The following is a 14,669-nucleotide window of genomic DNA, read 5'->3' as shown; positions in this document are numbered from 1 at the left end:
TTTATCTAATGAACCAAGTAATGGGTCAAAACTCATCACTCACAATTCACAACTTTTACTTGTCTAGTCTATTTCTATCGAATCCTTTTCACCAACTTGTTGTCTCCACATCGCATAGTACAATCCTTTGTTGTCTAATAATGCAGTATGTGAGCCATTTTCTACGATTTTTCCTTTTTCCAATACAAAAATCTTATCGGCATGCATAATGGTAGAAAGTCGGTGGGCAATTACGATAGTAAGATGAGTATGTCCTACAGAAACCTCACGAATGGTTTCTGAAATTTCTTCTTCTGTTAGTGAATCCAACGAGGATGTAGCTTCATCAAATACCAGTAAATTTGGATTACGCAATAAAGCTCTAGCAATGCTTAATCGTTGTTTTTCACCCCCTGATACTTTTACGCCGCCTTCGCCAATGACGCTGTCGAGTCCTTTGTCAGCACGTTCTAAAAGCGTATTACAAGCTGCTTTTTTCAATACATCCAAACATTGTTCATCAGTGGCAGATGGATTGACGAATAATAAATTCTCTCTGATTGTTCCCGAGAAAAGCTGAGTGTCTTGTGTTACAAAACCGATGCGTTCACGTAGCTGGTCGAAATCAATCTCATTGTAGTTATGTCCATTGAAAAGAATTTTACCATCTTTTGGTCGATACAAACCTACCAGTAATTTCACTAAAGTAGATTTTCCAGAACCAGAAGGCCCTACAAAAGCAATGGTTTCACCTTTTTTCGCTTCAAATGAAATTTTACGCAAGGCATCTTTCGTAGCAGATTGATGACGGAATTGTACATCTTCAAAAGCCAACGTATCAATACTAATAACAGGGTACGGGTTAGCAGGTTTTACTTCTACTGGAATTTTAAAAATATCTTCAAAATTCTGTAAAGAAACTTCTGCTTCACGATAAGTATTTACGACATTCCCAATTTCTTGTAATGGACCAAAAAGGAAGAACGAGTAAATATTCAATGAATAAAATTCACCAATGGTTATCTTTTTTTCATATATCAGATAAATCAATACCAGTACCATTAAGGCACGAATTAAATTCACGCATGTACCTTGTACGAAAGACATTGAACGGACATAACGCACCTTTTTGAGTTCAAGGGCAAGTATTTTCTGAGTTGTAGCATTCAATTGAGCCACCTCTTGTTTGGCTAAACCAAGTGATTTTACTAATTCAATGTTTCTTAAAGATTCTGTAGTAGAACCTGCCAAACCCGTTGATTCTCGAACAATTTGTATTTGAATCGTTTTTATTTTTTTACTCAATACCGAACTAATCCAAGCAATCAGTGGTCCTGTTACTAAAAATAAAGGCAGAATCATCCAATGTACCGAAAAGGCATATATTGAGATAAATATCAGGGCAATTACCGACTGGAAAAGGATATTGATACCTACAGAAATCAACTTTTCTACATCCACTCTTACTTTTTGAAGCTTACCAAGGGTTTCTCCAGAGCGTTGGTCTTCAAAACTTTCATAAGGTAATTCTAAGGAATGGCTAATACCATCGGCATAAATCTGTGCGCCTACCCGTTGTGTAACAGTACTGATAAAATAATCTTGAAAGTTTTTAGCTACTCTACTTACAAATGCTACGCCAACAGAAGCACCAGAGAGGGGGAGAATAGCATACAAGAACTCTTGAACAGTATGATTGTCTGAATTATAAACCGTTGCGACATCATCAATGATTTTACGGAAAATAAAAGGATCGAGCAGTGAAAAAATTTGATTAATAGCCGCCAAGGCTAAGGCACCAAGTACGGTAGCTTGGTATTTTTTTAAATAACGGTAAAGTATTCTCATGTGGATTGATCGCTGAATTATGGGATTACTTATTTAACTGAAACAAAAAAAAATAAGTTCTAAACAACTTACTTAACCATAAAAGAAATAGCCTCAAAACTATTAAATTTAGTTCTGAGGCTATTTTATTAATATTAAGTTTATCTAAAAACGCTTTAAAGCCATTTCAGAAACTGTTTGTCCGATTGACAATGAGGAAGTTGCAGCAGGAGATGGTGCATTCAAAATATTGATTACTTTCTCGTCTTCGATGATAGAGAAGTCATCCAATAAACCACCTGTACGGTCGCAAGCCTGTGCTCTTACGCCAGCACCGCCTTCAATCAAATCAGATTCTTGAATGTCTGGAATTAATTCTTGTAAAGCTTTTGTAAAAGCAGCCTTCGAAAAACTTCTGTACATTTCGCCCAAGCCTGTTTCCCAATATTTGGCCGCTACTTTCTGAAAACCACCCCATGTGAGGGTGTCCCACAGTTCTTTTGGGTCTATGTCTAATTTTTTATATCCTTCTTTTCTAAAAGCCAGTACCGCATTTGGCCCCGCTTCGATGCCCCCACGCATCATTCTAGTAAAGTGTACACCTAAGAATGGGAAATTTGGGTCTGGAACAGGATAGATTAAGTTTTTAACCAAATAATGTTTCTCTGGACGAATTTTGAAATACTCGCCACGGAAAGGGACAATACGCACATCAATTGGATAATCTTGCGACATCTGCGCTACTTTGTCAGAATACAAGCCAGCACAGTTAATTACCAATTTAGTTTCGTAGGTATTTCTTTCAGTTTTAATGATTGATAATGAATGTCCTTTGGTAACGCCTATTACTTTTTCATTAAATAGTAACTCAGCACCAAGGCTTCTTAATTTATCCGCCATTTTTTGTGACACCACTTTGTAATCAACAATTCCAGTTTGTGGAACCCACATACCTTCTACACAAGTAACATAAGGTTCATATTCTTTTACTTCTGCGGGCGAAATTTTACGCAATCCTTCTAAGCCATTTTGTTGTCCCCGCACATAAAGGTTTTCTAACTGTTGGCGTTGTTCGTGCTTGGTGGCTACTACTACTTTCCCTGTTAGTTCATAAGGGATATTTTCTTGGTTACAAAAATCTATTAGCTGATGATATCCACGGATACAATTGGTTGCTTTCAGTGAACCGGGCTTATAATAAAGCCCCGAGTGAATAACACCAGAATTATTACCTGTTTGATGAACTGCTACTTCACGTTCTTTTTCAAGTACCAAAACTTTCATTTCTGGGCGTTGTTCCTTGATTCTTAGAGCGGTAGCAAGCCCAACGATTCCTCCTCCGATTACGATAATATCGTGCTGCATAATATATTTTAGGGTTTTCTCTTTAAATACCTTAACGAAAATAGGCTGTAAAGATACAACAAAAAGACCTCTGACGATTTAAAACGTCACAGGTCTTTTAAATTAGTCCGTAATTTCACTCAAATATTATATCGGTGATAGTTTATACGTTGTTGTAATTTCGGTAACAGAAGACGGTGAAGCGCCTAAAAAAGCCAAAGTCATTGTCCAAGCGTCATCCTGAGAACCATTTGGTTTTAACACAGAATTATACTCAATAACATCTTTATTGAACTGAACAATATTAAACACTTCTACCGGACTATTTTCAATAGCTAGTTCTAATTGTTTGTCATTATTGAGCAATTTCCACTTACCTTTCTGTACAACTAAACCTTCTTGAAGGCTTACAATAGTACCATCAGTCTTGAAATTGATTTGGATTTTAGAAATTGTATTGTTCAAGCCAACATTTTGTTGTCTTGAAAACACAAGTTTAGTTTTTGAGCCACCTTGAATATTAATTTCTCCGTATTGCCAAAAACTGTTAAGAAGCGTTTGTTTAACGCTATTAGTGCTCTTAGCACTGCTTGCAGGAACTACCTTTTCTAAAGGCGTAATACTTTCGTTGCAACTAGTCATCAGCCCAATACACAGTATTGAGATGATCAATAATAATGGTTTTCTCATGAAATTTAATGGCGGTTAAATTCATTACAAATATAGTTGCTACATTGAGATTTCAAAGGGCTTCTGTCATGCTGACAGGCTTTTGAAATTTTATGATTCCCATAAGAAAGATAAATCAGTGTTTTTCGTTATAAATCTTAAATAAACGTGGCATTTTTTTTTGTTAAAAGCTGAAAATTTTTTCTGATTTTTCTCTGTCATCTTTGATTTTCGACAAAAGTCATAAAAGTGTAGGCTAAAAGGCATTCAACATGATATATTATTGTAACCAGTAAATCCAATGAAAACACTTCTATTGCTTATGTTTTGTAGCTTTTGTACAAGCCTTTTTGCTCAGGTAACCCCAGCTAAAGAACCAAGATTTTACCTCCTGAAACTGAAAGTAGTGGATAGCGAGACAAGTGGAAATCTGGAAGGCTCATTTGTGAAAGTATTTAATAAGACCAAACAGCAGTTAGTAGACTCTGTCAGAGTACAGAATGGGTATGCAAAAATCAAACTTGAAAAAGGGAATGACTACGATATCATTGCACGATTTGATGAATATTTAACACGCCGTGCCAACTTTAATGCTGCTTGTTATTTGCTTGATTCCAAAAAAGCTTTTTGTGTGTCGGGCATCATGATTGAAAATGTAACTACTTTGGCTAACCAAAATGAATTAATAGAGGCTACTATTAATATGCAAAAAATAAACCTCAATGATATTTACAGGATTGATAATATCCATTATGATTTTAATAAATGGGAAATCAAGAAAGAAGCCTTTCAAGGATTGTACACATTAATACAAATTCTAAAAGACAATCCTGATATTAAGGTAGAGCTAGGGTCACATACTGATAGTAGGGCAGATGAGGAATATAACATGAGCTTGTCGCAGAAACGCGCAGCCCAAGCGGTTAATTTCATTATTACCAAAGGCGGGATTGCCCAAGAAAGAATTATTGCCAAAGGTTATGGTGAAACCCAGTTGCTGAATCAATGTAAGGATGGCGTAGTATGTTCGGAGAAAGAACATGCCATTAATAGGCGAACAGAGGTAAAGGTATTAGGGTATAAAAACAGTGAAAATATAAATAAACTACAAAAGGCAGGGGCTATTTCGGGTGCTAAAAATTGAAGATAATTTAGCTATTGATACCTAGTGAGGTCTTTATATAACTCTATCTTCCTGATTATCAAAAACTTTATCTGTAATGTTTTGTAATTACAAAGGGAATGTGTAATTTTGCACTCCAATTTTTAAAACAACATTACATACTTATGGAATTACGTAATTATGAAACGGTATTCATCTTAACTCCCGTTTTGTCTGAACAGCAGACAAAGGATGCCGTTGAAAAGTTCAAAAAAGTCCTAACGGACAACAATGCTGAAATCATTAATGAAGAAGCATGGGGAATACGTAAGCTGGCGTATCCTATTCAAAACAAACAAACTGGTTACTATTATATCGTTGAGTTCAAAGCAGAAGGAACTCTAGTAGCTAAATTGGAACTTGAATACAAGCGTGACGAAAAAGTGATTCGTTTCTTGACAACTGTTCTTGATAAGCACGCAGTAGCATACAACGAGCGTAAGCAAAAAGGTTTGGTAGGTAAAAAACCAGTAGCTGCAGAAGCAAAAGCAGAATAAGTAAGACATTCACGAAATTCAACATTTTGAAATCATGACATTAGTAAACGAACCAGTTGACAAAAGCGTAATCCGCAAAAAATATTGCCGTTTCAAAAAATCAGGCATTAAATATATCGACTACAAAAACCCTGACTTTTTATTGAAGTTAGTAAACGAACAAGGAAAAATTCTTCCTCGTCGTCTTACTGGTACTTCTTTGAAATTTCAACGTAAAGTAGCTGTAGCTATCAAACGTGCAAGACACTTGGCTTTAATGCCTTACGTGGCTGACGGATTGAAATAGTTATTATAAATAAGGTTTTAGATAATAGGTTTTAGGTAATAAGAAATGGGCTGATGGTTTTAACTGTTGCCTTTAAATAAAGCCCTAATATCTTAATAAAATAAAAAAATGGAAATCATCTTAAAGACTGACATCGCAGGTCTCGGTTATAAAAATGACGTAGTTAATGTAAAGCCAGGATATGGACGTAACTACTTGATTCCACAGGGTTTCGCAGTTCAAGCGACGGGATCAAACAAAAAAATTCTTGCTGAAAATATCAAGCAAGTAGCTCACAAAGCTGAAAAAGTGAAATTAGATGCTTTGGCTTTGGCTGAATCTATCGGTGATATTACATTAGCTATTGCTGCTAAAGTAGGTGAAAGCGGTAAAATCTTTGGTCGTGTTACTACTATCCAAATCTCTGAAGCTTTGAAAGAAAAAGGATTTGAGGTAGATAGAAAGAAAATCGCTTTGGATTCTGAAGTGAAATTTGTTGGTGATTACACTGCAACACTTGATTTACACAAAGAAGTGAAGCACAAAGTGAAATTCACCGTAGTAGCTGACTAATTATTTATCCATAAATGGTTAACTACCGTTTGATAAATTATTTAAATAAAATAAAGAAAGCATCTCAGATTCTGGGATGCTTTCTTTATTTTTGTAGGATTTTTCTATGATTATCCACTTATTATTAGCTTAAAAAGCAACGCTTTTTAGACTATTGGCGTCTTATACTTCACAAACACTTGTACTTTACTTAAATTCAGTGAATATGCTTAAGAGATTGTTACTGATTTTGTTGCTCATCAGCACCCATAACTTATTGTTTAGTCAAACAACAATCAAACTCACTTCGCCTGTACTCAGACAAATATTTCAACGTAATTTGAGTAACGAAGCCATTGTTACGATAACCGGAACTTACTCACAACCGATTGATACACTACAAGTAAGGATGAGCCCTGTGAAAAGTGGGCAAGGCATTGCGATAGACTGGACTGTCCTAAAGGCTAATCCACTCGGTGGATTATTCAAAGGGTCGGTTACGGTAAAAGGGGGCTGGTATAAAATGGAAGTAAGAGGCTTATTAAGAGGGAAAGTGGTTGGTGATGTTGCTAGTATCGAGAGAGTAGGAGTAGGTGAAGTATTTGTGATTGCTGGGCAGTCTAATGCTGGAGGAAGCGGGCTTCGGTCTGATGCAGAAACTGCTGCTGGAGATGATAGAGTAAACTGTGCCAACTTTTTAAAAGATTATAGTGAGAACGGCTACAAAAAAGAATTTGACCCCAAGAATACAAGTTATGTAACATATACTACAAGTAATTATTCGCTTATTGAATTCTCGCAACTTAGCAAAAATGTAACGATTGGTCCTTTAGGTTTAGGGCCTTATTATTGGGGAAAAGTAGGAGATGCCCTTGCTGCGAAGCTGAATGTTCCTATTATGTTTTTTAATACAGGCTGGGGAGGTTCGTCAGTAAGAACTTGGCGAGAAAGTGCTGAAAATCCTACGGTTCCTACTTTAGGAGATTTTCAAGACGTAGGCATGCCACTTCGATATTTTCCTGTAGGTTATCCTTATGAAAACCTAAATTCTGTATTACGCTACTATGGCATAAACCTAGGAGTAAGAGCCGTACTGTGGATGGAAGGAGAAACCCAAAACCTAGTGAACCTTGAAGCTATTGCACAAGGCAAGCCTGCTCCGGTAACGATTGATAATTATTTGGATAATCTTCAGCGTTTAATCAAAAAGAGTCGCCAAGATTTAGGGACTAATAAACTAGCTTGGGTAGTTGCACGTACTTCCTATTCAAGTCAGCGTGGTTGTGATTCTATTTTATCACCACCCAAGCCCTCGCCAATCATTGTAAATGCACAGAACCAAGCGATAACGACTGATGCACTCAGACCCATTTTCCCGGGTCCATTTACAGATAATATTCAGGTAGATTTTATCGGCGAAAGAGACCGCTGTGTGCACTTTACTGGCAAAGGACTAACAGATGTTGCCGATGCATGGATTAGGGCGCTGACAGTAGATAATAAAAACTTTTTTGAAACAGTAGAGCCTATTTCAGCAGACACTATTCCTAGTGTTTCGCTTGAATGTGTTTCTACAGATTTAGTGAGATTGAGTTTGCCAGCAGGGTATCAACAATATCGATGGGTAAATGAAACAACCTTTCAAGAATATAATACCCGAACAGTAAATGTTCCTGCGGGTTCATACGTGGTTAAAGTGACACGTGCTAATGGTAATATCGTTCAAGTACCTAGCTTTACAGTAAAAACAAATTTGCCGCCTAAAGCCCCTGTTATCAAGGCTATCGACGATGTCAATTTTTGTATAGGTACGAGTGTCACCATACAAAGTACTACAGAAGCAGAAAACCCTATTTATCAATGGAGTGCACCTACTTCTAATATAGCTGCTACTAGCAATATTTCTGTAAGTAATGAAGGGAGTTATACATTAAGAGTTGTAGATAAAAATGCCTGTCAATCACCTATTTCAAATGAAGTAAAATTGACGGTAAAACCTCGTCCTGTAGCACCCACCATTTCATTCACAAGTTCAACAGAGTTTTGTGATGAACAGAGTGTCACGCTGGTATCCTCTAATGAAGGAGCAGTAAGCTATTTATGGAATACAGGAGAAACAACTCAAAGTATTGTCGTTAAAAAAGCGGGAACATTCTTTGTTCAAACGCGTGGCACAAATAACTGTTTATCACCTACGTCAAAAGACAATATTACAACATTTGTAAACCCGTTACCTAAGCCTCCAACCATCAATGCTTTAAGCGATGTTGTATTTTGCGAAGGTTCAAGTGTAAACATCAACCTTACGTCGCCAGATGCCAAAAAGTACACTTTTACTTGGGAAAGAAACGGAGTTCTTACCAATAACAATCCTTCACTGATTAAAGTCTCTGGCACGGAATTAGTGAAAGGTTTTGTAAGAGACGAAAAAGGCTGTTTATCAAAAGCATCGAATGTTGTTCAAACGACATTAAAAGATAACCCAACGTCAGTAAGTATCGTACAAAAAGGGACTTACACTTTAGGGGTAAAAACGGCAAAGTTGCCTACTGAGTTTGTCTGGAAATATGAAGGAAAAACATTGGCTACGGCTCCTAAAGATACTATCATCAGAGCAATAGATGCAGGTAATTATACAGTGCAGGCTAGAAATATTTATCAGATTCAAGGATATGTGAATCCATTGGTATGTATTTCAGAAATAGCCACTTATGGTTTGGTATCTTATGATGACAAAGGGCTATCGGTATACCCGAATCCTTCAAGAAATGGTAGATTTACTTTAGAGAGTAGGTATAATTTAGAAAATACAATTATCGCTATTTATACAGTAGATGGAAGACTAATGTATCAGGGTAAAATAGATGTGTTAGATGCACAAAAAGTGCTTGATTTGAGTACGCTAGTAGATGGTACTTATATCTTAAGAGCAACGAATAACAATTTTAAAATTTCGAAGAAAATACTTATCGAAAGATAAGTATTTTTAGATAAATATATCATAGGATTCACTTTACGTGAATTTTGTATATTTTTATTACGTTAAAAGTTTTACGAATAGGGTTACGCTAAAAAATTACCTCCTTACTTATTTTATCTTGTTGAGATAAAGTTTAAACAATAATTCTGATGTTATTTCCCAAAAGAATTCTTTTGTTGGTATTAAATCTTTGTATTCCAACTATACTTTTTTGCCAGATAAAGATTACTTCGCCTCAAAACAGAGCTGTCTATCAGCGAAACCAAGAAGGCTTTTCACAAATTACCATTTCAGGTACATACGAAAAACAGATTGATAAAATAGAAGCTAGATTAATCCCTGTTGAAGCCGGACAAGGTGAATATGTAGATTGGACAGTCATAAAAGTACTGCCCCTTAATGGCAATTTCAGCACCGTCATGCGAGTTAAACAAGGGTGGTATAGCTTGGAGTTGAGGGGTAGTTTGTATGGAACCCTCATTGAAGGTACTACACGACTGGAAAGAGTAGGAGTTGGGGAAGTTTTTGTAATAGCTGGGCAATCTAATGCCCAAGGTATGCCCCAAATTGCGGGAATTGGGGCAACAAATGATCGTGTAAACTGTTTTGGGTCTGCTACAAATACAGATTCAGGAGGAGATTTTTATATTTCCTTGTCTCCATTTTCAAAATTAGAAGCTAATAGTAGGATTGCCCCAAGAGGAATGAATGGTTGGTGTTGGGGAAGACTAGGCGATTTACTCGTAAATAAATTAAATGTACCAGTAATGTTTTTTAATGCTGCTTTTGAGGGTACCTCAAGTAGCACTTGGGCAATTTCTGCGAATGGAAACAATGCCCCCAATCCATATATTGGAGGAACCTATCAAAACAAGTTACCATATCAAGACCTTTCAGATTCCTTTCATTATTTCGTTGCTCAATTAGGCATTCGTGCTGTTTTATGGTGTCAGGGTGAGTCTGATAATTTTTTGGTTAATCAAAAACTAGCTACCAATAGCGAGGTATATCGTTCAAATCTTCAAACAATTATCAATAAGTCTAGGTCAGACTCTGGTAAAGATATAAGCTGGGTAGTCTCTTTGACTTCTGGAGGGTCTGCTACCCCATGTAGTGGTATTTGCGGTACACCCATCGTTACTGACCAGAATATTATCAATGGACAATTGGCAGTAATTAACCAAGCCAACAATAATGTATTTTTTGGCCCTAATACCGACCAAATTCAGGTTACGGGGCGTCAAGATGGTGTACATTTCAATGGAGTAGGCTTGGAGCAACTAGCAAATGCATGGAGTAATGCGTTGAATGATAACTTTTTTGGAAACTCAAGACCACAACTACCGATGACAATTGGTAATTTGGATTTCTATTGTGGAAACAATCAGGTCGATGTAAACTTGCCAGATGGCTACTCAAACTATCAATGGTCAAATAATGGTAGTAATTTTTCAAGTGGTGTATTTTCAAGCCAGAAATTAACTAGACTTTCAGTAGGAACCGATAAAAAGTATTATGCTCGTTTTCGTGATAATGTAGGCAATGTTATTCAGGTACCTTACATATCTTTTGTAGGGAGCGCTGTTCCGTCGGCATCTATTACGGCTAGTAGCGATGTTAGTTTTTGTGATGGTAATAGTGTTACATTAAATGCTAACGACGCAGCTATCTATGAATGGAGCAACGGAAGTATTGCGAAGTCTATTAATGTTTCTACCTCAGGAAGTTTTGCCGTAAGAACAGTTAATCAGTATGGTTGCCAATCTGATTTTTCACCAACCGTTACTACAACGAATAAGCCTTTACCCCCAAAACCAACTATTGCAGCGAGTGGTCCAACAACTTTTTGTGCAGATACTGATGTAACATTAACCTCATCGAATACACAGGCAGGGAGTTATTTATGGAGTACAGGAACGAATAGTCAGAACTTGAGAATAAATACTTCGGGTACTTACAGAGTAACAACGATTAGTCCTCAAGGTTGTTCTTCTCCGATTTCAGACGGCATTCAGATTATAGTAAATCCTTTACCACCCACTCCAACTATCGTAGCGAGTGGCCCAACAACTTTTTGTGCAGATACTGATGTAACGCTTACTTCATCTAATGTATCGGCCAATAGGTATTTGTGGAATACAGGAACAAGCACTCAAAATATAAGAATAAATACTTCGGGTGATTATACTGTCAGAACCATTGATGGTAATAATTGTTTTTCAATGGCATCAGCAGCGCAAAAAATAACGGTGAATCCTTTGCCTGCCACGCCTACTATTTTATCAACGAAAGATACTGTGTTTTGTGATGGAGATAATACAACTTTACAAATGAGCTTAATTGCAGGCAACAGACCCACGTGGCTTGCTAGTCAGAATGGTACAGTTACAAATTTTGGTATTCAAAACCTAACTATTACACAGTCTGGAGGGTTTCGTGCTTATCAGACTGATGGGAATGACTGTAAATCACCAATTTCGCCCACTGTATTTGTATCCGTAAAAGCGAATCCTCCACGAGTGGACTCAATCGTTCGTTTAAGCCCTTATACTGTAGGAGTAAATGCTGTTAGGGCTGACCAATACGTTTGGCAGGTGAATGGGGTAGCCAACAATAATCTATCGGGAAGCTCAATAAGATTTACCGAGGAAGCCAATCTGAGTGTTATAGCTAAAAACGTCTATCCTACATTATTTTATGGAGACAAGGTTTGCTTTTCTCCTGTTTCAAACCAGTATGCCTTTAAATTCTTTAATGATAATGGCGTGTCAATTTATCCAAATCCAAGTAATGGAGTATTTAAAATTGAAGCCAGAGACCCTTGGAATAATACTACGTATGAAGTCTATAATTTGTTAGGAGGCTTGCTACAGAGGGGGACAATTTCGTCATTAGATGCCAGCAGAACAATGAATTTAACTGACTTGCCCGAAGGACAATATATGTTAAGATTAAATACCGATTCGCTTTTAATTACGAAAAGAATTATTATTAACAGATAGTTTAGAAATTAGTCTGGAGGTTTTCTTTAAAATTTCCAGACTAACCCTAATTGATTGCCCGTAAAAATCATATGCTGGAAAATGCGCTTGTTTTTAGTATAATGAGAGCGATGTACACCATACATAATACCATCAAAAAGTAATAAAAAACCTCCTTGTAATATTACGGACTGTCCATATCCCTTTAACCTTTCTTCTTGGTCTGTTGAGTTCTTGCTCTTCTCTAATAAATATACTCCCGTCATTACATAAGCTACATCCAAGCCTGAATTAATCAAAAATGTTTTTTCTATAGCATGCTGTTCTTCCAAGCTCAGTAATACTCCCGAGTTACTGTAATCTTGAGTCTTATTTTGTAATAAGCCCAATCCTGCTAAAGTGCCGTTCACTACATTCCAATAGATATTCATTTCATAAAAATACCGATTACTGCCAGTAGTAGTATTAGCCCTTAAAATACCATTAGTAATTAAATTGACCCCTGCCCAACTGCCAAGTACCTTCATGCCATGTTGATTTAAATGAATGCGTTCTTGCTGAAAGGTAATGATGGGATTTTCTTGTGCAAAAGCAGTTTTTGAAAATAATAAAAAGAAGAGAAAAACGAAAAAGGAAGTTTTCATGTTGATAAGGGTTTCTTAAACAACCTGAGGTAATGGATTTTGTTTTAAACAAAAACGCTCGTCATTTTTAGCATGACGAGCGTCTGATATTTATATTTTTGCTAGCGCTTCCTTTACTGCATCAAAGTTCGGAACATCACCAGCACTTTCTAGTACTTCTGCATACTGAATAGTGCCATTGCCATCTACTACGAAAGCTGAGCGTTTTGAAACACCTTTCATTCCTAACACAAAGTTCTCATAAATGCTTTCGTAAGCCGTTGATACTTCTTTGTTAAAATCAGATAATAAATCAAACGGAAGGCTTTGTTCTGCCTTGAATTTATCTAAAGTAAAAAGAGAGTCAACTGAAATCCCTATAATCTCAGCATTTAGTGCTGAATAGGTAGCAATATTATCTCTCATTTCACAAAGTTCTGCTGTACAAACACTTGTAAAAGCTAAAGGGAAAAAAAGGATAACAACATTTTTGCCTTTATAGTCTGACAGACTAATTTCTTTTTTTACCGTATTAAATAAAGTAAAATTTGGAGCTATATCACCAATTTGTAAAGCCATTTTGTATCTTATAAAATGTATGAATAAAATTTATACAGTTACTTCTTCAATGCCTAATGTTTTTCCAGCAGTAGGGATTACTTGAAATTCAACGCCAGCCTTCTTAGTATCTTTAAAAGCTTCACGTGGTTTGATGCTTAGAATCTGGAATAATTCTTGGTCATTTTTAACCGCAGGGTTTGGCGTAGTTAATAACACATCACCTGAGAAAATAGAATTAGCCCCAGCCATGAAACATAGTGTTTGTCCTTCGTAAGTCATATCCATACGTCCAGCCGACAGCCTTACCATTGATTTTGGCATCAAAATTCTAGCCGTAGCGATAGTTCTTACCATATCCCAAATAGAAGCGGGCTCTTGGTCACCTAGCGGTGTTCCTTTGATAGGCACAAGGTTGTTGATAGGTACTGAATCAGGGTGTTGAGGCATATTAGCCAATGTTTTCAACATACCGATACGGTCGCCGTCAGATTCACCTAAGCCGATAATACCGCCTGAACAAACAGAAATTTTTGCCTTGCGGACATTATCAATTGTATTCAAACGATCAGAGAAAGTACGGGTAGAAATTACATCTTCGTAGTGTTCTTCGCTTGTATCAACATTATGGTTGTAGGCATATAAACCAGCATTTTTTAGTTTTTCAGCCTGAGATTCTGTCAACATCCCTAAAGTACAGCAAACCTCTAAACCCATAGCGTTTACGCCTTCTACCATCCCTAATACTTTGTCAAAATCTTTGTTGTCACGTACTTCACGCCAAGCAGCACCCATACAAAAACGTGAGCTACCAGCATTTTTAGCTCTTTCAGCCGCCGCCAATACTTCATCAAGTTCCATTAGTTTTTGAACTTTCACGTCGGTATGATAACGAGCTGCTTGAGAACAATAAGAACAATCTTCAGGACAACCGCCTGTTTTGATTGAAAGCAATGTGCTGATTTGTACCTCCTGAGGGTCATTGAATTGGCGATGTACAGTAGCTGCACGGTACACTAATTCCATGAAAGGGAGATTATAAATTTCTTCGATTTCCTCTCTAGTCCAATTATTTTTTATCATGGTATCATCTTGGCGATTTTTATTCGCTTTATGTTAATTAATCAAAATTAAACATGGATTTTGGGTTTGACAAATTGACAAGCCTTTTTGTGTTTTGAAATTTATCTAAAAATAGGATTTTTTACGGATTTTAGTTTACTACTATATCC

Annotated in this window: 12 protein-coding genes; 6 read left to right on the top strand and 6 right to left on the bottom strand. The window is 36.7% G+C overall.

The features are described from left to right. Positions 1 to 63: 63 nt before the first annotated feature. The 3 genes from AC07XN_RS08500 to AC07XN_RS08490 all read right to left on the bottom strand — a co-directional run bounded on the left by AC07XN_RS08500 (position 64) and on the right by AC07XN_RS08490 (position 3,840). Complete coding sequence (locus AC07XN_RS08500) at positions 64 to 1,827, bottom strand: ABC transporter ATP-binding protein (RefSeq protein WP_494742724.1); 1,764 nt, start codon at positions 1,825 to 1,827, stop codon at positions 64 to 66. Positions 1,828 to 1,971: 144 nt separating this feature from the next. Next, positions 1,972 to 3,171: an L-2-hydroxyglutarate oxidase gene (lhgO, locus tag AC07XN_RS08495; protein WP_309920824.1), complete on the bottom strand. Its 1,200-nt coding sequence runs from the start codon at positions 3,169 to 3,171 to the stop codon at positions 1,972 to 1,974. Between the two features lie 126 nt (positions 3,172 to 3,297). Continuing rightward, positions 3,298 to 3,840 (bottom strand): hypothetical protein, encoded by a 543-nt coding sequence (locus AC07XN_RS08490; RefSeq protein WP_494742723.1) that lies wholly within the window; start codon positions 3,838 to 3,840, stop codon positions 3,298 to 3,300. Between the two features lie 280 nt (positions 3,841 to 4,120). On the opposite strand from AC07XN_RS08490, the gene AC07XN_RS08485 reads away from it, so the two are divergent. The 6 genes from AC07XN_RS08485 to AC07XN_RS08460 all read left to right on the top strand — a co-directional run bounded on the left by AC07XN_RS08485 (position 4,121) and on the right by AC07XN_RS08460 (position 12,277). Continuing rightward, on the top strand, positions 4,121 to 4,963 hold the full coding sequence (locus tag AC07XN_RS08485; RefSeq protein ID WP_494742722.1) for an OmpA family protein: 843 nt from the start codon (positions 4,121 to 4,123) through the stop codon (positions 4,961 to 4,963). Between the two features lie 143 nt (positions 4,964 to 5,106). Next, positions 5,107 to 5,478 carry a 30S ribosomal protein S6 gene (rpsF, locus tag AC07XN_RS08480; protein WP_309920816.1) on the top strand — a complete coding sequence of 124 codons (372 nt, stop codon included), beginning with the start codon at positions 5,107 to 5,109 and terminating at the stop codon, positions 5,476 to 5,478. Positions 5,479 to 5,512: 34 nt separating this feature from the next. Then, positions 5,513 to 5,764 carry a 30S ribosomal protein S18 gene (rpsR, locus tag AC07XN_RS08475; protein ID WP_184137058.1) on the top strand — a complete coding sequence of 84 codons (252 nt, stop codon included), beginning with the start codon at positions 5,513 to 5,515 and terminating at the stop codon, positions 5,762 to 5,764. Between the two features lie 108 nt (positions 5,765 to 5,872). Next, entirely contained in the window at positions 5,873 to 6,316 is a 444-nt protein-coding gene (rplI, locus tag AC07XN_RS08470) for a 50S ribosomal protein L9 (protein WP_309920813.1), read from the top strand. 205 nt (positions 6,317 to 6,521) lie between these two features. Further along, positions 6,522 to 9,275 carry a T9SS type A sorting domain-containing protein gene (locus AC07XN_RS08465; protein WP_309920810.1) on the top strand — a complete coding sequence of 918 codons (2,754 nt, stop codon included), beginning with the start codon at positions 6,522 to 6,524 and terminating at the stop codon, positions 9,273 to 9,275. A 149-nt stretch (positions 9,276 to 9,424) separates the two neighbouring features. Beyond that, positions 9,425 to 12,277: a T9SS type A sorting domain-containing protein gene (locus tag AC07XN_RS08460; RefSeq protein ID WP_309920807.1), complete on the top strand. Its 2,853-nt coding sequence runs from the start codon at positions 9,425 to 9,427 to the stop codon at positions 12,275 to 12,277. Positions 12,278 to 12,303: 26 nt separating this feature from the next. Here AC07XN_RS08460 and AC07XN_RS08455 read toward each other — a convergent pair whose 3' ends face one another. The 3 genes from AC07XN_RS08455 to bioB all read right to left on the bottom strand — a co-directional run bounded on the left by AC07XN_RS08455 (position 12,304) and on the right by bioB (position 14,520). Then, positions 12,304 to 12,900, bottom strand: coding sequence for a DUF6992 family protein (locus tag AC07XN_RS08455; RefSeq protein WP_494742721.1), 597 nt, complete (start codon positions 12,898 to 12,900; stop codon positions 12,304 to 12,306). 90 nt (positions 12,901 to 12,990) lie between these two features. After that, on the bottom strand, positions 12,991 to 13,458 hold the full coding sequence (locus tag AC07XN_RS08450) for a redoxin domain-containing protein (protein ID WP_309920801.1): 468 nt from the start codon (positions 13,456 to 13,458) through the stop codon (positions 12,991 to 12,993). A 30-nt stretch (positions 13,459 to 13,488) separates the two neighbouring features. Further along, entirely contained in the window at positions 13,489 to 14,520 is a 1,032-nt protein-coding gene (gene bioB / locus AC07XN_RS08445; protein ID WP_494742720.1) for a biotin synthase BioB, read from the bottom strand. Positions 14,521 to 14,669: the final 149 nt, after the last annotated feature.

The organism is Arcicella sp. GW458-12-2-14-TSB2, from assembly GCF_059423785.1.
Note: the sequence above shows the minus strand (reverse complement) of the source record. Positions and strands in the feature narration are given on the sequence as shown.

What these genes read in the sequence shown, in the direction of transcription:
- AC07XN_RS08500 (WP_494742724.1), bottom strand. Translation starts at nt 1,827, where the DNA reads ATGAGAATACTTTACCGTTATTTAAAAAAATACCAAGCTACCGTACTT.
- lhgO (WP_309920824.1), bottom strand. Translation starts at nt 3,171, where the DNA reads ATGCAGCACGATATTATCGTAATCGGAGGAGGAATCGTTGGGCTTGCT.
- AC07XN_RS08490 (WP_494742723.1), bottom strand. Translation starts at nt 3,840, where the DNA reads ATGAGAAAACCATTATTATTGATCATCTCAATACTGTGTATTGGGCTG.
- AC07XN_RS08485 (WP_494742722.1), top strand. Translation starts at nt 4,121, where the DNA reads ATGAAAACACTTCTATTGCTTATGTTTTGTAGCTTTTGTACAAGCCTT.
- rpsF (WP_309920816.1), top strand. Translation starts at nt 5,107, where the DNA reads ATGGAATTACGTAATTATGAAACGGTATTCATCTTAACTCCCGTTTTG.
- rpsR (WP_184137058.1), top strand. Translation starts at nt 5,513, where the DNA reads ATGACATTAGTAAACGAACCAGTTGACAAAAGCGTAATCCGCAAAAAA.
- rplI (WP_309920813.1), top strand. Translation starts at nt 5,873, where the DNA reads ATGGAAATCATCTTAAAGACTGACATCGCAGGTCTCGGTTATAAAAAT.
- AC07XN_RS08465 (WP_309920810.1), top strand. Translation starts at nt 6,522, where the DNA reads ATGCTTAAGAGATTGTTACTGATTTTGTTGCTCATCAGCACCCATAAC.
- AC07XN_RS08460 (WP_309920807.1), top strand. Translation starts at nt 9,425, where the DNA reads ATGTTATTTCCCAAAAGAATTCTTTTGTTGGTATTAAATCTTTGTATT.
- AC07XN_RS08455 (WP_494742721.1), bottom strand. Translation starts at nt 12,900, where the DNA reads ATGAAAACTTCCTTTTTCGTTTTTCTCTTCTTTTTATTATTTTCAAAA.
- AC07XN_RS08450 (WP_309920801.1), bottom strand. Translation starts at nt 13,458, where the DNA reads ATGGCTTTACAAATTGGTGATATAGCTCCAAATTTTACTTTATTTAAT.
- bioB (WP_494742720.1), bottom strand. Translation starts at nt 14,520, where the DNA reads ATGATAAAAAATAATTGGACTAGAGAGGAAATCGAAGAAATTTATAAT.